The following is an 18,474-nucleotide window of genomic DNA, read 5'->3' as shown; positions in this document are numbered from 1 at the left end:
CGCCCCGCCTACCTCGACGGCCGCGCCGTTACGCGCAGCGCACCACCACACCATGCACCGCTGACGCCCGGTGCCGATCCATCGCGGCGAGGCGCTCGTGCAACCGCGACGCGCCATCGCGCCGACTGGCTGAATCGCCAGCTCGATGCCGCCGGATGCCACGCAGCCGTTTCAGGGGCCCTGCACCACCAGATCGCGGTGGAAGAAGTAAACCTCCTGCAGCAGGAAGCGCCAGCTGGTGTGGAAACTGCGAAAGCGCGTACTTGGTGTGGACGAGGCCAGCGCATCCACCCCCAGCTCCTGGCTCAGCCGCAGCGCGCGCGCCATGTGCAGCGGGTCGCTGACGATGATCGCCCGGTGCATGCCATGACGGGCCATCAAGATGCGCGCCTGCTCCAGGTTCTGCCGGGTAGTCCGCGAAACCGTCTCGATCACGATCGCTTCCGGCGGCACCCCGTGGCGCAGCGCGTAGCGCCGTGCCACCTGGGACTCGGAAAACCGCGCGCCATTGCCGAAGCCGCCAGTGAACAACAGCCGCGGCGCATAGCCCTGGTCGTACAGATCCAGCGCATGCCGGATCCGTTCTTCGAAGACGGGCGACGGGCGCGCGTCGTAAGCCGCCGCGCCCAGCACGATGATCACGTCCGCCGGCGCGGCCTGATCGCGGTCGCCGACCCAGACGATCCAGCCAGCCACCGCCACCAGCCAGATCAGCGCCAGCATGCATAACCGCCAGCCCCAGCCCCACAGGCCGAGTCCGCGCGCACGCCTGCTCACGCCGCGGCCCACGGCAGTGCGTCCAGATCGACATTGCCGCCGGACAGGATCAGCCCGACCCTGCGCCCGGCAAACCGCGCCGGCTCGGCCAGCACCGCCGCCAGCGTGATGGCCGAAGACGGCTCCACCACCTGCTTGAGCAGCTGCCAGATCAGCCGCATCGCCTGCACCACGGCCGCATCGTCCACCGTGATCACCTGCGCGCCGGCCGCCTGCAGCAACGTAAAGTTCGGCCCGCCCAGGGTGCCGCGCAGACCATCGCAGATGGTGTCGGGTACGAAGTCGACCAGGCGCTGCCCAGCGGCCAGCGAGCGCGCTGTGTCGGCCGCCCCGCTCGGCTCGGCCAGCACCAGCGCACAGCCCGGCGCAGACCGCAGCGCCAACGCCGCACCGGCCGCCAGCCCGCCGCCGCCGACCGGCGCCACCAGCACATCCAGCCCGCCGCTTTGATGCAGCAACTCCAAGGTGGCCGTGCCCTGCCCGGCGATCACGGCCGGATCGGTGTACGGATGCACCAGGGTCGCGCCACTGGTGGCCTGGACCTGGGCACACAGCTGCTCGCGTGCTGCGATGGTCGGCGCGCAACGCCACAACGTGGCGCCATGCCGGGAAATATTGGCCAGCTTGGCGGCAACCGCGCCTTCGGGCACCACGACATGACAGCCGATACCGCGCGTACGAGCGGCCAGCGCCAACGCTGCGCCATGATTACCGGACGAGTGGGTGACCACGCCGCGCGGTGCCACGTCGTCAGGCAGCGACCACACCGCATTGCAGGCGCCGCGGAACTTGAACGCGCCGCTGCGCTGCAGGTGCTCGGCCTTGAAGAACAGCTGCGCACCGCACAGTGCGTCCAGGCGGTGCGAGGTCAGCAACGGTGTCGTCGCGCAGTGCGGCGCAATGCGCGCGGCGGCTTGCAGGACATCTGAATGGGCAAGAGGGACCGTGTCGATCATGCCTGCAAGATTAACGTATCGCCTCACTCTTCACGGCTCGCACGCACACCGCCTGCGCATGCTGGATCGATGAAAAAGCGCCACATTGCGGCACAGTTAAGGACCGATTCAATGCAGCGGTTCGAAAGTGAGATCATGGTTGCAGGAGGGCACCATCCATGAAATTCCGTCTGATCTTCGCCGCCGGGCTATTGGCCTTGGGCGGCTGCGCAACTTACGACTACACCGGAGGCGGGTCGGGCGGCTATTACCGTGGCGCGCCTGCTGTGCAGTATCGCTATCCGCCGGGATACTCGCCCTATAACTACGGCGGCTTCTACGGCGCCCCGTATGGTGCCGGTGCGATCGGGCTGTACGACTACCCGGTGTATCCGGTCTACCATGGTGGCGGCTATTACTACCGGCAGAACGATCGCCGCCCGCAGTACCGCCCGCCGCGTCCGAACGGATCGTTCAACAACGGCCCGCGCCCAAATGGCCCACGTCCGCAGCGTCCCAATTCGCCACCGGCGACGGGTGCACCGCCCGCGCGGCCACCGGCACGGATCGGCGCGCCGCCGCGTGTGATTCGCGAGATCCAGCGCCAGACAGCGCCACGCAACAGCCGCCAGCAAATCCCATGACGCGCTGACTGCGACGTGCCCCACAAATGGCGACATTGGGGGCTTGCGTTCAGTCGGCACTTGGTCGCAAGCTAGGTGCTCTGTGTGACCCGCCACGTCATGTTATGACCCGGCCCGCCCCACTGACCGACTTATGTCGATGTCCGACAGGGAAATCTGGATCCCCCCTGTTCCGGCCCTGTCGGATATCGGCGCCTCCAATGCATAAAGCCCCGGCATGCCGGGGCTTTATGCATTGGTAGATCGAGGATCGCAGGCGCATCAGGACGCGCAGTGCCTGCAGCCGCGCAATGATCGAGAAAGCGTGCAGGTGTTGCCGGAATCGCAGAAAAAAATAAGGGTCGGCAGTCCCCCGACTACCGACCCTTACGCTACCCCATCGCGCGCGCGGCTGGCCCCTGTTCCAATTCCAGCCTTTGCGCCCATGTCGCAATGCCACGATAGGTGCAGTAGGGATATCCGCATGGAACGTGCCAACTTGAGGGTCACTATCTTAAAATGTGACTTGAATCACATATTTAACGATTTAGTGACCATCGCGGCGCTTCAGTCGATACTTCTGCGGCCGTTTTCCTTCTTTCTGCTGATCAGTCCACGCCCATGTCCGACTCTTTCTATCGCTTCGACGTCATCGTGATCGGCGGCGGCCATGCCGGCACCGAGGCCGCACTGGCGTCTGCGCGCGCAGGTGCCCGCACCTTGCTGCTGACTCACAACATCGAGACGGTGGGCGCGATGAGCTGCAATCCGGCCATCGGCGGGATCGGCAAGGGCCATCTGGTCAAGGAGATCGATGCGCTGGGTGGCGCCATGGCGCACGCGGCGGATCTGGCCGGCATCCAGTGGCGCACCCTCAATGCCTCCAAGGGCCCGGCAGTCCGCGCCACACGCTGCCAGGCCGACCGCAACCTCTACCGCAACGCCATCCGGTGCATCGTCGAGGCACAGCCCAACCTGACCGTGTTCCAGGCGGCGGTGGATGATCTGATCATCCACAACGGCACCGCCGAGGGCGACAGCGTGCGCGGAGTCATCACCCAGACCGGGCTGCGCTTCGAGGCGCCGGCGGTGGTGCTGACCGCCGGCACCTTCCTGGCCGGCAAGATCCATGTGGGCGAAACCCAATACGCGGCCGGGCGCATGGGCGACCCGCCGGCCACCACGCTGGCCGCGCGTCTGCGCGAGCGGCCGTTCGCGATCGACCGCCTCAAGACCGGCACCCCACCGCGCATCGACGGGCGCACGCTGGACTACAGCGTCATGGCCGAACAACCCGGCGACGACCCGCTGCCGGTGATGTCGTTCATGGGCCAGGTCAGCGACCACCCGCGCCAGGTCAGCTGCTGGATCACCCACACCACCGAGCAGACCCACGACATCATCCGCGGCGCACTGCACCGCTCGCCGCTGTATTCGGGGCAGATCGAAGGCATCGGCCCGCGCTACTGCCCGTCGATCGAAGACAAGGTGGTGCGCTTCGCCGAGAAGACCAGCCACCAGATCTTCGTCGAACCCGAAGGGCTGGAGGTGACCGAGATCTATCCCAACGGCATTTCCACCTCGCTGCCGTTCGATGTGCAGCTGGCGCTGGTGCGCTCGATCCACGGCTTTGCGCAGGCGCATATCACCCGCCCCGGCTACGCGATCGAATACGACTTCTTCGACCCGCGCGGGCTCAAGGCCTCGCTGGAAACCAAGGCGGTCGGCGGGCTGTTCTTTGCCGGACAGATCAACGGCACCACCGGTTACGAAGAGGCCGCCGCGCAAGGCCTGCTGGCCGGCCTCAATGCTGCCCGCCATGTGCAGGGGCTGCCGGCTTGGTCGCCGCGCCGCGACGAGGCCTACCTGGGCGTGCTGGTGGACGATTTGATCACCCACGGCACCACCGAGCCGTATCGCATGTTCACCAGCCGCGCCGAATACCGGCTGCAGCTGCGCGAAGACAATGCCGATGCACGCCTGACCGGGGTGGGCCGCGCGATGGGTCTGGTCGATGACGCGCGCTGGGCGCGCTTTTCGGCCAAGCAGGATGCAGTGCAACGCGAGACCGCACGCCTGTCGGCGCTGTGGGCGACGCCGGGCAATGCACTGGGTCGCGAAGTGGCGCAGACGCTGGGCGTGTCGCTCAGCCGCGAAACCAATGTGCTGGACCTGATCAAGCGCCCGGAACTCACCTACGCCACGCTGATGCGCGTGCCGACACTGGGGCCGGGCGTGGACGATACGCAGGTGGCCGAACAGGTCGAAATCAGCGTCAAGTACGCCGGTTATCTGGATCGCCAGCGCGACGATATCGCACGCCAGCAACGCCAGGAAAATACGCCGATCCCGGAAGACTTCGACTACGCCGGCGTGCGCGGTCTGTCGATCGAAGTACAGCAGAAACTCGAACGCGTGCGCCCGCAACACATCGGCCAGGCACAACGCATTCCCGGCATGACCCCGGCAGCGATCTCGCTGCTGCTGGTGCATCTGGAACGCGCGCGGCGTAGCAAGGTTGCATGATCTGGTCGTGTGCCGGGCTGCATCTGCGTGAGCTGGTTATGATTGGGGCACGTCATGCACAAGGACAGCGACCCCATGGACATCCATCCCATCGCAGCGGACAAACGCGAGGCAGTGCTGGCGGCGTTGCGCGAGATCGAGCAGCAACATGAGGTCCGCATTCTGCTGGCGTGCGAATCGGGCAGCCGCGGCTGGGGATTTTCGTCGCCCGACAGCGATTACGACGCACGCTTTGTCTACGTCCATCGGCGCGACTGGTATCTGACCGTCAACGAAAGCACCGGCCCCGGCGAGCCGCAGCGCGACGTGATCGAGCTGCCGATCTCCGACGATCTGGATGTCAGCGGCTGGGACCTGCGCAAGGCACTGCGGTTGGTCTCCAAGTCCAATCCGACGCTGTTGGAATGGCTGCATTCGCCGGTGGTGTATCGGCAAGATCCGGTTGCTGTCGAGCAGTTGCGGACGATCGCCACGCACTTCTATTCACCGCTTGGCACCTGGTGGCATTACTTCAACATGGCCAAGAGCAACTATCGCGGCTACCTGCGCGGTGAGCGGATTCGTACCAAGAAATATCTGTACGTCTTGCGCCCGATTCTGGCCTGTCAGTGGATCGAGCGCCGCCAGGACATGCCGCCGATGGCATTTGAATTGCTGCTGGACGAACTGCTGCCGAGTGGAGACCTGCGCGAGGAAATCGAGCGTTTGCTGGCGCTCAAGCGCATCTCCACAGAAGTGGAAGATGGACCACGGATTGCGGTGATCAGCGATTTTATCGAAGCAGAACTCGACCGCATGGGCACGGCGCAGCCACAGCTGCCGGCCGGCAGCGGGCGTTCGGATGCCCTGGACACCTTGTTTCGGCAGATGCTCTCCAACGACGCTGCATCGCCCTGAGGCATTGGGATGCGCTGTCGGCCTGGCTATCGACCGCCAGTCACTGCAGAGCAGCCCAGGGCTGGCGATGTCGGCGTATCGGCCTGGTCTCACAGAAGGCAAACACAGACATGTCACTTGGCTCCAGGCCTGCACACCTTGCCAGTGAATGCACTGAAGCGATGGCGTATCCCGATTAGCGAAGCCCCAGCCGAACAGAGGCGTTACGGGTGGACCAGACGGTCGATGGAAACGCGATAGATGTTGCTATGATTTGCCAACGCCGACACATTTCACTAAATGAACGCATTTGGCACGCTACGGACCGCAACGTTTCGCATCGCCGGTCCTGTTCTGTTTTTACTGCTGGGAAGTATCTCCACCGCCCATGCCAATACCGAAGAAGATGGCCGATATTGGTTGAGTATCTACGCCCAGGGCAAATTGCCGGTCGAGAACCTTTACTGGAGCATGGATATTCATCCGCGCTGGCGCGAGGAAGGCGAGCAGTTCGATCAATTGATCCTGCGCCCTGCGGTGTTTTACCGGCTCAACTCCAAGGCCAGCGTCTGGATGGGGTATGACACCATCATCAGCCATCCGGCCGGTCAGCCGTCCAACCGCGAAAATCGCTGGTGGGGACAGTTTCAGTATCAGTTCGATCCGATCGCCGAGATCAGCATCACCAGCCGCACCCGTCTGGAGCAGCGCCACCGCGAAGACTTCAGCGATGAGGGCTACCGCGTGCGGCAAATGATCCGCGCCACCCGCCCGAGCGGATTCAGTCCGCAACTGTCCTGGGTGCTGTTCAACGAACTGTTCGTCAATCTCGATCAGACGCAATGGGGCGCACGCCGCGGTATCGACCAGAACCGCGTCTTTGTCGGCATCAACTGGAAATTCAACGCCATTTCCAATATGGACGTCGGTTATCTCAACCAGTTCGTCAATACGCGTGCAGTGGACCGCGAAAACCACGTATTGATGACGACGTTCCGCTTCAACTTCTAAACGCTGCGGTAGCGCACCGGCACCGAGTGCCGGATCGCGCCGGAGTTTCTTCGCGTGGACCGAAGCGGTAGCGCGTTTGCATCTGCACCGTGCGCCGACGCGCCACGATGCTGCGCGTATTGCCGACACCTCGGCACTACGCCGGATTACACCGGCAACAGCCGCTGTCGCAGCATTTCGGCAAACAGGTCCACGGTCTTGTCGGCTGCCTGGATGATGCTGGCCATATGGATGAAGCCGTGCACCATGCCGGGAAAGGTGTGCACGCTGACCTCGACACCGGCTGCGCGCAGGCGCTCGGCATAGCGCAGACCTTCGTCGTGCAGAACGTCGCGCTCGGCCAGCACGATCAGCGCCGGCGCAACGCCGCTCAGATCCGGAGCAAGCAGCGGCGAGACGCGCCAATCCAGGGCGATGGCTGGATCCTTGATGAAATGCTGATTGAAAAACTGCGTGGCCTGCCGGGTCAGCGGTGGAATGTCGGCATTGGTCGTGCGGGACGGATACTCGCCGCTGTCTTCGCGTGCGTCTGTCAGCGGGTACAGCAACAGCTGACAGCGCAGCGCAATGCCGGCATCGCGTGCAGCCACTGCAGCGGCGGCAACCATCGCGCCGCCGATGCTGTCGCCGGCCACCGCCAACCGCTGTGGATCTGCGCCGACCTGCCCGGGATGCGCGGCCAGCCACTGCACCGTGGCGATGACGTCCTCCACGCCGGCCGGCGCGGGGTGCTCGGGAGCCAGCCGGTAATCGACGGCCAGCACCTGGCAACCGGCGCGTGCCGCGAGCTGTCGGCACACATCGTCATGCGACTCCAGATCGCCCACCACGCCGCCGCCACCGTGCACAAACACGCAGGTTGGCGCGGGCGCATCGCTCAGGCCCGGCGGCCGATACAACCGTAGCGGCACGTTGCCAACAGCGGTGTCGGCCTGCACGGCGCGCACCTGCGCCATCTCCAGCACCGGAAAGCCGAGCTGCGCGCCCAGCCCACGCATCATTGCGCGTGCGTCTGCCAGGGGCAGCGTTTCCATCGGCGGCTGGGCGGCCTGTTGGAGAACAGCGAACAGGCGAACGACATCGGGATCGAACATGGCGGTCTCGTTGGCAGTGAAGGACTACCGAGTTTGCCTGATACTTATTTCAAATAACCATTAAGTAAAATAACTACCTGACCGGATGGCGCGCTATCGCTTGGGCAGGCCGGTACTGGCTTGATACAGAAGGGTTCTGACCTGCAACGCGTTACATCTTGCGGGCATGCACGCGACCACTTGCACCCCGATTGCTGCGTTGCATCGCGTGGATGCGCAACCGCATGACGCGTGCGTAGACCGTGCGGGGCATGACGCGGCAACGCGCCTCATCCCGGTGCCGTCGTTTAGACGCACCGTGGCTCAGGTCGCGTCAATCGCATCAGTGCGCAAGCAACATGGTCGCGTCTGGACAGGTGCCGCCCGTGCCACGGCAGGCCCCGTGCCGCCGGCCAGCCGGGTAATGCAGTGCAATGCGCCGTGTGGCGCACGCAGCGATCAGTCGTCGTCTTCGGCGGCGGCTTCGCGGCCTTGCTGGCGGATGAGGTTTTCCTGCCGCGCGTCTTCGATGGAGGCGCGGATGGCGCGCACATCGGCGCGCTTGGTGTCGAACTTGAAGCGGCCGGTGAGCACGCTGTCCGGGCGCAACTCACCCTTTTCGTAAAGCGCCCACATTTCTTCGCCGTAGTGGGTGTCGAGCAGCTCCGGAGCGAAGCGGCCCAGGCAGTCGCGCAAGTTGTGTACATCGCGCAGCAGCATGTCGCGCGCGGCATTGTTGCCGGCGGCGCTGACCACCTGCGGGAAATCGATCACCACCGGGCCGTCGGGCGAGACCAGCACGTTGTATTCGGACAGATCGCCGTGCACCAGACCCAGCGACAGCATCTTGACCACATCGCCGATCAGGCTGACATGGAACGCGTGCGCCTGCTCCGGCTCCAGCTCCACTTCGCCCAGCCGTGGTGCGCTGTGACCGGCGGCGTCGGTAACCAGATCCATCAGCAGCACGCCATGGAAGTAGCCGCGCGGCTTGGGCACGTGCACGCCGGCATCTACCAATTGATAGAGCGCGTCGGCTTCGGTGTTCTTCCATGCGGTCTCGGCTTCGCGACGGCCGAACTTGGTGGCCTTGCCCATCGCGCGCGCCTGGCGGCTGCCGCGCACCTTGCGGCCTTCCTGATATTGCACGCGCGCCTGGAAGCTGCGTTGCGCCATGTCCTTGTAGACCTTGGCACACAGGATGTCGGCGCCGGCGCTGACCACGTAGACGGAGGCTTCCTTGCCGCTCTTCAGTGGTCGCAACACTTCGTCGATGACACCGTCGTCGATCAGCGGCTGCAGGCCCTTGGGGGTTTTCATGGACGAGGGGGACCGATCCGAAACAAGTCAGCAGCGATTATGCGGCAAGCAGGATGAAGTGCTTACATGCGAGGCGCACAGTGCGACCGGAAGCAGGCATTGGCGCGAGCGCTTACCATGCGTGGACCTGCCTGACGCGCGATCCGATGCCCGAGCCCACCACCAGCCGCCGCAAACGTCCCGCCGCCATCGCCGCGACCGGTAGCGAGCGCGGCCTGCCCTACGAATTGATGCAGCAGATTGCCGCCGCCCAGGGCGACCCGGACTTCATGACCTCGCTGGGGCGCGGGCTGGTGGTACTGAGCGTGTTCGCCCAGCACCCGCGCGAGGTGACCATGTCGCAGATCAGCCTGGAAACCGGCATCTCGCGCGCGGCGGTGCGGCGGGTGCTGCATACGCTGGCCAAGCTGGGCTATGTCGGCGAGCAGGGCCGTGGCTATGTGCTGTTGCCGCGCGTGCTGGGGATTGGCGGCGCCTACGCGGCGTCTTCGGCGATGACCGCGGCGGCCCAGCCGGTGCTGGACGGGCTGCGCGACCAACTGCACGAGTCCTGCTCGCTGGGCGTGCTGGATGGCGACGACCTGCTGTACGTGGCGCGTGCGGAGACGGTGCGGATCATGTCGATCGGGCTACGCCCGGGCACGCGGTTGCCGGCCTATTGCACCTCGATGGGCCGGGTGCTGCTGGCGGCCCTGCCCGCCGATACTTTGCAGGCCTATCTGGAGCGCACCACGCTGCGCCCGCGCACCGACCGGACGGTGACCCAGGCCTCGGCGCTGCTGGAGATCCTGGCGCGCGCGCGCCGCGAAGGCATGTGCCTGACCGACCAGGAGCTGGAAATCGGCCTGCGCTCGATCGCGGTGCCGGTGCGCAACCTGCGTGGCGAGGTGATTGCCGCGCTCAACATCGGTGCGCAGGCCGGGCGCGTCAGCCTGCAAACCATGCAGACGCAGTTGCTGGAGCCGTTGAAGCTGGCGGCGCAGCGCTTGGGGGCGTTGCTGAGTTAGCGCGTGCGGCGCGTCTTGAGCGCTGTAGCAGTCTCGATCCTGGGTGAAGCGGCCGAGGGCTGCGGCTGCGCGAGTGGCCTGGGTCCCGCACACAAGCGTGACGTGCGCCCCGCGCACAGCTGCATGTCATTGCTTCGCATGCAGCAGGCAGCGCGTTGGTCGCGTGCTCCTGCACCCTGCCAATGCACCCGCCTCACCCGCCTCAGGGCTCAGCGCGGCCGACGCAGGAAGCCCACCACCGCCTCCACCCAGGCCGCGTGGGTGTCTTCCACATGCGCCACATGATCGGCGTGCGGCAAGGTGATCCAGCTACGGTCTTGGCTGCCCAGGCGTGCGAACAGATGCGCGTTGTCGGCTTGCGTGGCGATGGGATCGTCGACGCCGCGCAGCAGCAGCACCGGCAACGTCGTGACCTGCTCGGGCTGGAGCGCGAACTGCGCCATCGCGTGCCAGTCCGTGCGCACCGGGTCGGCCGCCAGCGACTGCGCCACGTAGGCCGCACGCACGCCAGGGGGCGCGGCGTTGGCAGTGATGAAATCCTCGCCGGCCGCCGCGGCGGTGGTGCGTGCACGCAAGGGCTGGGCCGGTGTTGGCGCGTCGGTGGGCGGTGCATCGACATCGTCGGGGAAGCCGTACAGCACCAGCGCGGACACCGCCTGCGGGTGTTGCTGGCCGACCAGCAGCGCCACCCGCGCGCCGTTGGAATAGCCGATCAAGGCGGGCGGCGGCAGACCCGGGTGTTGCCGGGCAACCCAGGCCAGCATCTGCGCGACATCGCGCACCGCGCGGTCGGGCGTGTTCCATCCGCTGCGGTCGCGTGCACTGCCGCCGTAACCGCGCAGGTCCACCGCGTAGGCGGCGAGCCCGGCCTGTGCGAAGGCGGCCAGCACCGAGCGCGAATCGGCCGCTTCGCCCGGCACCTGCAGGTCGAAGTTGGGCAGCGAACTCCAGGTGCGGCCATGCACCAGCAGTACCGTGCCGCGCGGCTGCGCCGGCACGCGCGACCACACCGCCAGTGTCTGGCCATCGTCGGCGCGCACCTGCGCCAGCTGGGTGCCGGGCCCGGGCTGCGGTTGTGCCCCGGCAGCCAGCGAGAACAGCAACAGCAGGAGCAGGTAGACGGGTCGGAACGTCATGCGGCATCTCGTCATGGGCGCGGTGGACCGGGCACGCTGCGTGGCACGGCATGCAGACGCGAAAGCGCAAGCGATGACGCGAGCCGGATCAGGTCTCGGCAGCCTGTTCTTCCAGAATCGGTTTGGCCAGCGCGAAGGCGTGGTTGGCCGCCGGGACGCCGCAATAGATGGCTGCCTGCAGCAGCACTTCCTTGATCTGCTCGGGAGTGACGCCGTTGTTGCGCGCGGCGCGCACATGCAGCTTGAATTCTTCGTCGTGGCCCAACGCGACCATCATCGACAACGTGATCAACGAGCGGGTATGCGCAGGCAGGCCGTCGCGGGTCCAGATGGTGCCCCAGGCGTAACGGGTGATCAGGTCCTGAAACTCGGTGGTGAGCTCGGTGCGTGCGGCCAGCGAGCGCTCCACATGCGCTTCGCCCAGGACGCGGCGGCGTTCGCGCAGGCCGGCTTGATAGCGTTCGTCTTCGTGCATGGGGCGTCCTCGTCATACGGAAAAAATCAGTCGGCTTGCAGGAACCCCAGCACCGCGTCGTTGAACGCGGCCGGCGATTCCAGATTGCAGATATGGCGGCCCGGTACCTGGGCGTAATGTCCGTCGGGCGCGGCGTAGGCGATCTCGCGCAGGTCCGGCGGCGGGCATACCGGGTCGTCGTCGCCGGCCAGGGCCAGCAGCGGCAGGTTCAGCCCATCCAGCGCGCCGCGGAAATCGGCCTCGGCCACTGCCTGGCAGCAGGCGATGTACCCGTCCGGGGAGGTGGAGACGAAGGCGGCGGCGATCATGTCCAGGCGCTGCGCGTGGCTGATGGAAAATTCCGGGGTAAACCAGCGCTGCAGCGTGGCATCGATCAGCATCGGCAGGCCTTCGCTGCGCACCTGCTCGATGCGGGTTTCCCAGGTGGCGGTGCTACCGATCTTCTGCGCGGTGGCGCAGACCACCAGCCGGCGCAGCCGCTGTGCGGCATGCAGCCCCAGCCACTGCCCCGTCAGCCCGCCGATCGACAGCCCGCAGAAATCACTGCGCTCGATCTGCAAGGCATCCCACAGCGCCAGTACGTCCTGTCCCAGGTCGGCCACGCTGTAGGGGCCTGGCGGAGAGTCGGAATAGCCATGGCCGCGGCGGTCGTAACGCAGGATGCGGTAATGCGGGGCGAACGCTTCGATCTGCACGTCCCACATGTGCATGTCGGTGCCGAGCGAATTGCAGAAGGTCAGCCAGGGCCGCCCGTCGGTGCCGTCCAGACGGTAATGCAGGCGATGCGTGGGCAATTGCAGATAGGCCATCGAAGCACCGTCAACGGGAGGAAGAAGCGGCCAGTACGCGATCGATCCAGACCGAGGACATGCCGCGCCAGCTGTCGCTATCGAACACCGCGTGCAGTTGCGCGTGCGTGAGTACCGCGCTCACCTGCGCGTCCTCTGCCAAGACCTCGCGCAGATGCCGCTGCTGCGCCTGCGCACGCGCCACTGCCTGTTCGACCAGCGCGTGCGCCTGCGGCTTGCCGAGCTGCGGGGCCAGCGCGAACACCACCGCCTCGGCGTAGAGCACGCCGCCATGGCTGTCCAGGTGCTGGCGCATGCGCGTGCGGTCCAGTTCCAGCTCGGCCAGGCAGGCCTGCATCTGCGCCAGGCTGCCGGCGGTCAGGCAGACGATTTGCGGCAAGGTGTCCCATTCGGCATGCCATTGCCCGGCGGCACGCTCGTGCGGCTGCGCCATCGCACTGAACAAGGTAGAAATCAGCCCGGGCACGCGGGTGGCCGCGGCCACCGCCGCCACGCTGGAAACGGGGTTGCGCTTGTGCGGCATCGCCGATGAGCCGCCCTTGCCAGCCGCCGCAGGCTCGAACGCTTCGCCGACCTCCGATTGCATCAGCAGCACCACATCACCGCCGATCTTGCCCAGCGTGCCGGCGAGCAGGCCGAACGCGCAGCCAACCTCGACGATGCGGTCGCGCGCGGTGTGCCAGGGCAACGCAGGCAAAGGCAGCGCCAGGGTGGCGGCAAGCGCCTGGGCCACGTCCAGGCCGCGCACCTGCAATGAAGCCAAGGTGCCGGCCGCGCCACCGAACTGCAGCACCAGCGCGTCGTGCCGCAACGCGTGCAGGCGCCGATGCGCGCGCTGCAAGGCATCCAGCCAGCCGGCCACCTTGAGCCCGAAGGTCACCGGCACGGCCTGCTGCAACAAGGTGCGCCCGGGCAGACCGGTGTCGCGCTCGCGTGCGGCCAACGCGGCCAACGTGTCGCACAGACGCTGCAGGCGCGGCAGCAGCAAATCGAGCGCGACACGCAGCTGCAACACGCTGCCGGTATCGATGACGTCCTGGCTGGTGGCCCCCCAGTGCACCCAGCGCGCGGCCGCAGCATCGTGCGCAGCGACGCGCGCGGTCAGCGCCTTGACCAGCGGAATAGCGGGGTTGCCGGCGAGCGCGGTGGCCTGCGCCAAGGCGGCCATGTCGTAGTGCTGCACATCGCAGGCCGCTGCGATGGACGCGGCAGCTTCGGCAGGAATGACATCGCACTGCGCCTGCGCGCGGGCAAGCGCGGATTCGAAGTGCAGCATGGCCTGCACACGCGCCGCATCGTTGAACAATGCGTCGCACGCAGGCTCGCCAAACAAGGATCCCAACAACAAAGACGTCGCACTCATGCATCGCATCTCTTGGCGTGCCGGCAGCATGGCACCGAAGCACGGGGGTGCCAACTAGACGTTAGGGCAATACGCGCAGCGCCCGCAGCGCGGTCGCAGCGGGCGAAGGTGACAGCGTGCACGCCTGGTTTGCATGCGTGCCTTGGGCACCCCGATGTGCGCTTGTGCACCCGCCATGCTGCCGTGCGCGGCGCTGCATGCCGCCTGGCCAGGCCAGTGGCGCAGGTGCAGACACAGGCCGTCGTGTGCGGCACGTGCGCCGATCTACGGATCAATAGCGGAAGAACACGGTCTCCGTGTCGCCTTGCATATGGATATCCCAGGCATAGGCGCCATTGCCGGATGGCTGGGCCAGCAAGGTGGCGCGGCGCGCGGCCGGCACCAGCGCCAGGATCGGGTCGCTGCCTAGCTGCGGGTCATCGGCGAAGTACAGGCGTGTCGATGCGCCCCGCAACAGCCCGCGCATGAACACCAGTACGCTCAAATGCGCAGCCTGCGGCGTGCCCTCCGGCCCGGCGACGGCGCCCGGCTTGACCGTGCTGAAGCTAAAACGCCCCTGCGCATCGGTCGGCACCCGGCCCCAGCCATCGAAGCTGGCGTCATGCGTCTGGTAACGGCTGTCGGCCGCATGCGCATAGATACCGGCGGCATCGGCTTGCCACAGTTCCAGCACCGCGTCGGACACCGGGACGCCGGCGCCATCGAAGACGCAGCCGCTGATCTGCACATGCGTGCCGGCGGCCTGCGCCGGTGCGAGCTGGTCGCGATACAGCGGTTCCAGCCCAAGCCGGTAATACGGGCCGACGGTTTGCGAAGGGGTTGCGTGCAGGCTCATCGATTCACTCCCAGACCGTTTGCTTGCGGCCGCGCAACACGATGTCGAAGCGGTAGGCCAGGGCATATTCGCTGATGGCGTTTTCCCAGTCGAAACTGGACACCATGCGCTCGCGCGCCAGCGCATCGTCGACGCAGTTGTAGATGGGGTCGTGCGCCAGCAGCGGGTCGCCCGGGAAATACATCTGGGTGATCAGCCGTTGCCCGATGCCATCGCCGTGCAGCGAAAAATGGATGTGCGCCGGCCGCCAGGCGTTGTAGTGATTGCGCCACGGATACGCGCCCGGCTTGATGGTCTTGAAGACGTAGCGGCCATGCTCGTCGGTGAGCACCTGGCCAGTGCCGCGGAAGTTGGGGTCCAGCGGTGCGTCGTGGCGGTCGCCAGCATGTTGGTACCGGCCGGCCGCGTTGCATTGCCACACTTCCACCACGCTGTTGCGCACCGGCTTGCCGTTTTCGTCGAGCACGCGGCCGGAAACGATGATGCGCTCGCCCAGCGGCTCGCCACTGAATCCTGCGGTGAGGTCGGCTGCATGCTCGCCCAGGGTGAGCCGATCCAAACGCGGGCCGGTGACTTCCGACAGCGTGGCCGGGATATCGATGGGCGCCTGCGTTGGGCCGCGCAAGGCGGTGGAGGCGTAGGCCGGATGCAGATAGGCCGGCTGCGTGCCCGGCCGGGTGCGGCGATAGCCGAGCAGCGGGTCGGCAAGTGTCGAATCATCGGGGGCATCGCGCATCGTGAGATCTCCCTGCGCCGCACTGCGGCATGGTCAAGCGGTGTAGGTGTGCGGTGGCGGCGCAGTGGTTGCAGTTGGCCGGCTCACAGGCGCTCGATCGCCAGTGCCACACCCTGCCCCACACCCACGCACATGCTGGCCAGCCCGAGCCGGCCGTTGCAGGCTTCCAGTTGCCGCAGCAAGGTGAGCGCCAGCCGCGCGCCGCTCATGCCGAGCGGATGACCGAGCGCAATGGCGCCGCCGTTGGCGTTGACATGCGCGGCATCGTCGGGGAACCCGAACGCGCGCGTGCAGGCCAACGCCTGCGCGGCGAAGGCTTCGTTGAGTTCGATCGCATCGAACTGCTCGATGCGCAAGTTCAGCCGCGCCAACAGACGCTGCGTGGCCGGCACCGGGCCCATGCCCATGTAGGCCGGCTCGACACCTGCCGACGCAAAACCCAGCACGCGTGCGCGCGGGGTCAACCGATGCGTCTGCACGGCCTGCGCGGATGCCAACAACAACGCGGCAGCACCGTCGTTGATGCCGGACGCATTGCCGGCCGTCACGCTGCCGGGCTGGCGGAACACCGGTTTGAGCTTGGCCAGCATCTCGGCGGTGGTATTCGGGCGCGGCGCTTCGTCGTATTCGACGGTGACGGCATCGCCGCCCTTGCGTGCGGCCACCGGCACCGAGGTGATCTCCGCATCGAAGAAACCGGCCGCCTGCGCCGCCGCCACACGTTGCTGGCTGCGCAGTGCGAAGGCGTCCTGATCCTCGCGCGTGATGGCATGGCGCTGCGCGACGTTCTCGGCAGTTTCGCCCATCAACTCGGTGCCGTAGGCGGCCTGCAGGCGTGGGTTGATGAAACGCCAGCCCATGGTGGTGTCTTCCAGCTGCTGGGTGCGGGCGAAGGGGCTTTCGGCCTTGCCCATCACCCAGGGCGCGCGCGACATCGATTCGACACCGCCGGCGATCGCCAGCCCCAGCTCCTCGGCGCGGATGCCGCGCGCCACCGTGCCGATCGCATCCAGCCCGGAGCCGCACAGGCGATTGAGCGTGCTGCCCGGGACCGAACTCGGCAGGCCCGCCAGCAACAGGCTCATACGCGCGACATTGCGATTGTCTTCGCCGGCCTGATTGGCGCAGCCCAGATACACATCGTCGATGGCGGCCGGGTCCAGCTGCGGATGACGCGCCAGCAACGCGGCAATCGGCACCGCGCCGAGGTCGTCGGGACGCACGCTGGACAGCACGCCGCCGTAACGGCCGATGGGCGTGCGGATGCCGTCGATCAGATAGACCTCGCTCATGCCTCCGCTCCCGCCGAGTGGGTGCCATGCGCGGCGTCGGTACGCGCCTGCAGCGCGCGCAATGCCTGCAGTTCCGTCGTGCTGGGCGGTGCGGTCTGGGCGAGGTCGTCGGCAAAGCGGATCGGCCAGCCAGTCGCCGCGCTGACCTGTTCGCGGCTGATCCCCGGGTGCAGCGAAGTCACGGTGAGTTCGCGGGTCACCGCATCGGGCTCCATCACGCACAGGTCGGTGACCACCACGGTGGGGCCGGCGCCGGGCAGGCCGGCACGCGTGCGCGCATCGCCACCGTCCAGATGCCCGACCGTGGTGATGAAGTCCAGCACCGACACGAAGCTGCGTTTGGACTGCCGCATGATGATGAACACCTGCTTGGCGCTGGCCGCGATTTCCGGCGCGCCACCGGCGCCCGGCAACCGCGTCTTCGGCGCTGTGTAATCGCCGATCACGGTGGTGTTGAGGTTGGCGTGGCGATCGATCTGCGCCGCGCCCAGGAAGCCGACATCCACCCGCCCCCCCTGCAACCAGTAGCGAAAGATCTCCGGCGTGGAGACCACGGTGTCGGCAGTCTCGGCCAGCTCGCCGTCGCCGATCGAGAGCGGCAGCACGTCCGGGCGTGCGCCGATCGGGCCGGATTCGTAGATCAGGGTGACATCCGGCGCATGCGTGAGCCGGGCCAGATTGGCCGCGGTGGACGGCAGACCGATGCCGACGAAACACACCGCCTCATCGGGCAGGCGCCGCGCCGCGGCCACGGTCATCATTTCGTTGGTGCTGTACGCGCTCATGCGGCCACCTGCTGCTGCGAGTGCTCATACACGCGCATGAATGCGGCGAAGTCGTCGGTGTCCAGGATATGGGTCTGGATCCACGCCTGGAAGCGCGCGCGGTCGCGCGCAATCGCGTCCCAGGCCAGATAGAACCGGTTGTCGCGGGCGTAGTAGCCATGCGCGTACGACGGCGCCGCGCCGCCAGGCACATGACACACCGCATCGACCACCCAGCGCGGCAGGATGCAGGCGTTGGGTGGCGCGTCGAGCGTGTCGACGATTTCTTCCACCGTCACGATCAGCTTGCGCGCGGCCAGTGCCGCCTCTTTCTGCACCCCAAGAATCCCCCACAGCAAGACGTTGCCGCGGCGGTCTGCCTGCTGTGCGTGGATGACGGTGACATCGGGATTTACCGCCGGCGTGGTGGCCAGCGTTTCGCCGGTGTACGGGCATTGCAGGAACTTGATGCTGTCGTTGACGCGCGGCAGGTCCGAACCGACATAGCCGCGCAGCACCGCGAATGGCAGGCCCGACGCACCGGCCACGTAGGCGTTGGCCATGTCGGCATGGCTATGTTCGCGAATCTGCAGCGGCTGCGGCCAGTCGTGTTCGACCGCATCGCGCAGCCGGTGCAGCGAGCCGACCCCCGGATTGCCGCCCCACGAAAACCGCAGCGCCGATGCGCAGCCGGCGCCGATCAGCTGGTCGTAAATCAGGTCCGGTGTCATGCGCACCAGACGCAGCTCGCGTTTGCGCTGGCGGATCACTTCATGGCCGGCCGCATGCGGGATCAGATGGGTGAAACCCTCCATCGCCACGCAATCGCCGTCGGCGATCAGGTGGGACACCGCATCTCTCAGGGAGACGATTTCGACCATGGCACCACCCCGCGCTGCGAACGTGCAGCCACGGT

At 66.7% G+C, this 18,474-nt stretch carries 18 protein-coding genes; 5 read left to right on the top strand and 13 right to left on the bottom strand.

Features of this window, described 5'->3' with window-relative positions:
* Positions 1-171 precede the first annotated feature (171 nt).
* Complete coding sequence (locus ABQU90_RS12190) at positions 172-789, bottom strand: YdcF family protein (protein ID WP_055853359.1); 618 nt, start codon at positions 787-789, stop codon at positions 172-174.
* Positions 774-1,733: a pyridoxal-phosphate dependent enzyme gene (locus ABQU90_RS12185; protein WP_323521104.1), complete on the bottom strand. Its 960-nt coding sequence runs from the start codon at positions 1,731-1,733 to the stop codon at positions 774-776. The genes ABQU90_RS12190 and ABQU90_RS12185 overlap by 16 nt, the downstream gene beginning before the upstream one ends.
* Before the next feature lie 158 nt (positions 1,734-1,891).
* Here ABQU90_RS12185 and ABQU90_RS12180 point away from each other — a divergent pair, with 158 nt between their 5' ends.
* The 4 genes from ABQU90_RS12180 (at position 1,892) to ABQU90_RS12165 (ending at position 6,748) form a co-directional block, all read left to right on the top strand.
* The gene (locus ABQU90_RS12180; RefSeq protein ID WP_323521103.1) at positions 1,892-2,356 is read left to right on the top strand and encodes a hypothetical protein; all 465 of its coding nucleotides are present in this window, start codon (positions 1,892-1,894) and stop codon (positions 2,354-2,356) included.
* Between the two features lie 600 nt (positions 2,357-2,956).
* A complete protein-coding gene (gene mnmG, locus ABQU90_RS12175; protein WP_323521102.1) occupies positions 2,957-4,861 on the top strand; it encodes a tRNA uridine-5-carboxymethylaminomethyl(34) synthesis enzyme MnmG in 1,905 nt (634 codons plus the stop codon).
* 75 nt (positions 4,862-4,936) lie between these two features.
* Complete coding sequence (locus tag ABQU90_RS12170) at positions 4,937-5,758, top strand: nucleotidyltransferase domain-containing protein (RefSeq protein WP_323521101.1); 822 nt, start codon at positions 4,937-4,939, stop codon at positions 5,756-5,758.
* Positions 5,759-6,037: 279 nt separating this feature from the next.
* Positions 6,038-6,748 carry a DUF2490 domain-containing protein gene (locus ABQU90_RS12165; protein ID WP_323521100.1) on the top strand — a complete coding sequence of 237 codons (711 nt, stop codon included), beginning with the start codon at positions 6,038-6,040 and terminating at the stop codon, positions 6,746-6,748.
* A gap of 146 nt (positions 6,749-6,894) precedes the next feature.
* Here the strand turns inward: ABQU90_RS12165 and ABQU90_RS12160 are convergent, their stop codons facing one another.
* A complete protein-coding gene (locus ABQU90_RS12160; RefSeq protein WP_323521099.1) occupies positions 6,895-7,842 on the bottom strand; it encodes an alpha/beta hydrolase in 948 nt (315 codons plus the stop codon).
* Positions 7,843-8,280: 438 nt separating this feature from the next.
* Complete coding sequence (locus ABQU90_RS12155; RefSeq protein WP_115512800.1) at positions 8,281-9,141, bottom strand: PA4780 family RIO1-like protein kinase; 861 nt, start codon at positions 9,139-9,141, stop codon at positions 8,281-8,283.
* A 146-nt stretch (positions 9,142-9,287) separates the two neighbouring features.
* Between ABQU90_RS12155 and ABQU90_RS12150 the strand changes: the two genes are divergently transcribed.
* Entirely contained in the window at positions 9,288-10,148 is an 861-nt protein-coding gene (locus tag ABQU90_RS12150; RefSeq protein ID WP_323521098.1) for an IclR family transcriptional regulator domain-containing protein, read from the top strand.
* A 209-nt stretch (positions 10,149-10,357) separates the two neighbouring features.
* Here ABQU90_RS12150 and ABQU90_RS12145 read toward each other — a convergent pair whose 3' ends face one another.
* From ABQU90_RS12145 to ABQU90_RS12105, 9 genes are all read right to left on the bottom strand, one after another.
* Positions 10,358-11,284: an alpha/beta hydrolase gene (locus ABQU90_RS12145; protein WP_323521097.1), complete on the bottom strand. Its 927-nt coding sequence runs from the start codon at positions 11,282-11,284 to the stop codon at positions 10,358-10,360.
* An 88-nt stretch (positions 11,285-11,372) separates the two neighbouring features.
* Entirely contained in the window at positions 11,373-11,759 is a 387-nt protein-coding gene (gene pcaC, locus ABQU90_RS12140; protein ID WP_055853377.1) for a 4-carboxymuconolactone decarboxylase, read from the bottom strand.
* Between the two features lie 26 nt (positions 11,760-11,785).
* The gene (pcaD, locus tag ABQU90_RS12135; RefSeq protein WP_055853379.1) at positions 11,786-12,568 is read right to left on the bottom strand and encodes a 3-oxoadipate enol-lactonase; all 783 of its coding nucleotides are present in this window, start codon (positions 12,566-12,568) and stop codon (positions 11,786-11,788) included.
* Positions 12,569-12,578: 10 nt separating this feature from the next.
* A complete protein-coding gene (locus tag ABQU90_RS12130; protein ID WP_323521096.1) occupies positions 12,579-13,931 on the bottom strand; it encodes a 3-carboxy-cis,cis-muconate cycloisomerase in 1,353 nt (450 codons plus the stop codon).
* Between the two features lie 271 nt (positions 13,932-14,202).
* On the bottom strand, positions 14,203-14,766 hold the full coding sequence (gene pcaG / locus ABQU90_RS12125) for a protocatechuate 3,4-dioxygenase subunit alpha (protein ID WP_323521095.1): 564 nt from the start codon (positions 14,764-14,766) through the stop codon (positions 14,203-14,205).
* Between the two features lie 4 nt (positions 14,767-14,770).
* A complete protein-coding gene (gene pcaH / locus ABQU90_RS12120) occupies positions 14,771-15,502 on the bottom strand; it encodes a protocatechuate 3,4-dioxygenase subunit beta (RefSeq protein WP_115526837.1) in 732 nt (243 codons plus the stop codon).
* Positions 15,503-15,585: 83 nt separating this feature from the next.
* Positions 15,586-16,794 carry a 3-oxoadipyl-CoA thiolase gene (gene pcaF / locus ABQU90_RS12115; RefSeq protein ID WP_323521094.1) on the bottom strand — a complete coding sequence of 403 codons (1,209 nt, stop codon included), beginning with the start codon at positions 16,792-16,794 and terminating at the stop codon, positions 15,586-15,588.
* Entirely contained in the window at positions 16,791-17,579 is a 789-nt protein-coding gene (locus tag ABQU90_RS12110) for a CoA-transferase subunit beta (protein ID WP_055853388.1), read from the bottom strand. Before ABQU90_RS12110 ends, pcaF begins: the two co-directional genes overlap by 4 nt.
* A complete protein-coding gene (locus ABQU90_RS12105; protein ID WP_323521145.1) occupies positions 17,576-18,439 on the bottom strand; it encodes a CoA transferase subunit A in 864 nt (287 codons plus the stop codon). Before ABQU90_RS12105 ends, ABQU90_RS12110 begins: the two co-directional genes overlap by 4 nt.
* Positions 18,440-18,474: the final 35 nt, after the last annotated feature.

Source organism: Xanthomonas sp. WHRI 10207 (assembly GCF_040202975.1).
Classification (GTDB): Bacteria; Pseudomonadota; Gammaproteobacteria; order Xanthomonadales; family Xanthomonadaceae; genus Xanthomonas.
This window is presented reverse-complemented; position numbering and strand designations above follow the sequence as displayed.

Bases quoted from the DNA above. Each gene is read 5' to 3' on its own strand.
- pcaG (WP_323521095.1), bottom strand. From the start codon at position 14,766: ATGAGCCTGCACGCAACCCCTTCGCAAACCGTCGGCCCGTATTACCGG.
- ABQU90_RS12185 (WP_323521104.1), bottom strand. From the start codon at position 1,733: ATGATCGACACGGTCCCTCTTGCCCATTCAGATGTCCTGCAAGCCGCC.
- ABQU90_RS12105 (WP_323521145.1), bottom strand. From the start codon at position 18,439: ATGGTCGAAATCGTCTCCCTGAGAGATGCGGTGTCCCACCTGATCGCC.
- ABQU90_RS12160 (WP_323521099.1), bottom strand. From the start codon at position 7,842: ATGTTCGATCCCGATGTCGTTCGCCTGTTCGCTGTTCTCCAACAGGCC.
- mnmG (WP_323521102.1), top strand. From the start codon at position 2,957: ATGTCCGACTCTTTCTATCGCTTCGACGTCATCGTGATCGGCGGCGGC.
- ABQU90_RS12130 (WP_323521096.1), bottom strand. From the start codon at position 13,931: ATGAGTGCGACGTCTTTGTTGTTGGGATCCTTGTTTGGCGAGCCTGCG.
- pcaD (WP_055853379.1), bottom strand. From the start codon at position 12,568: ATGGCCTATCTGCAATTGCCCACGCATCGCCTGCATTACCGTCTGGAC.
- ABQU90_RS12110 (WP_055853388.1), bottom strand. From the start codon at position 17,579: ATGAGCGCGTACAGCACCAACGAAATGATGACCGTGGCCGCGGCGCGG.
- ABQU90_RS12180 (WP_323521103.1), top strand. From the start codon at position 1,892: ATGAAATTCCGTCTGATCTTCGCCGCCGGGCTATTGGCCTTGGGCGGC.
- pcaC (WP_055853377.1), bottom strand. From the start codon at position 11,759: ATGCACGAAGACGAACGCTATCAAGCCGGCCTGCGCGAACGCCGCCGC.
- ABQU90_RS12170 (WP_323521101.1), top strand. From the start codon at position 4,937: ATGGACATCCATCCCATCGCAGCGGACAAACGCGAGGCAGTGCTGGCG.
- ABQU90_RS12165 (WP_323521100.1), top strand. From the start codon at position 6,038: ATGAACGCATTTGGCACGCTACGGACCGCAACGTTTCGCATCGCCGGT.
- ABQU90_RS12155 (WP_115512800.1), bottom strand. From the start codon at position 9,141: ATGAAAACCCCCAAGGGCCTGCAGCCGCTGATCGACGACGGTGTCATC.
- ABQU90_RS12145 (WP_323521097.1), bottom strand. From the start codon at position 11,284: ATGACGTTCCGACCCGTCTACCTGCTCCTGCTGTTGCTGTTCTCGCTG.
- pcaF (WP_323521094.1), bottom strand. From the start codon at position 16,794: ATGAGCGAGGTCTATCTGATCGACGGCATCCGCACGCCCATCGGCCGT.
- ABQU90_RS12150 (WP_323521098.1), top strand. From the start codon at position 9,288: ATGCCCGAGCCCACCACCAGCCGCCGCAAACGTCCCGCCGCCATCGCC.
- pcaH (WP_115526837.1), bottom strand. From the start codon at position 15,502: ATGCGCGATGCCCCCGATGATTCGACACTTGCCGACCCGCTGCTCGGC.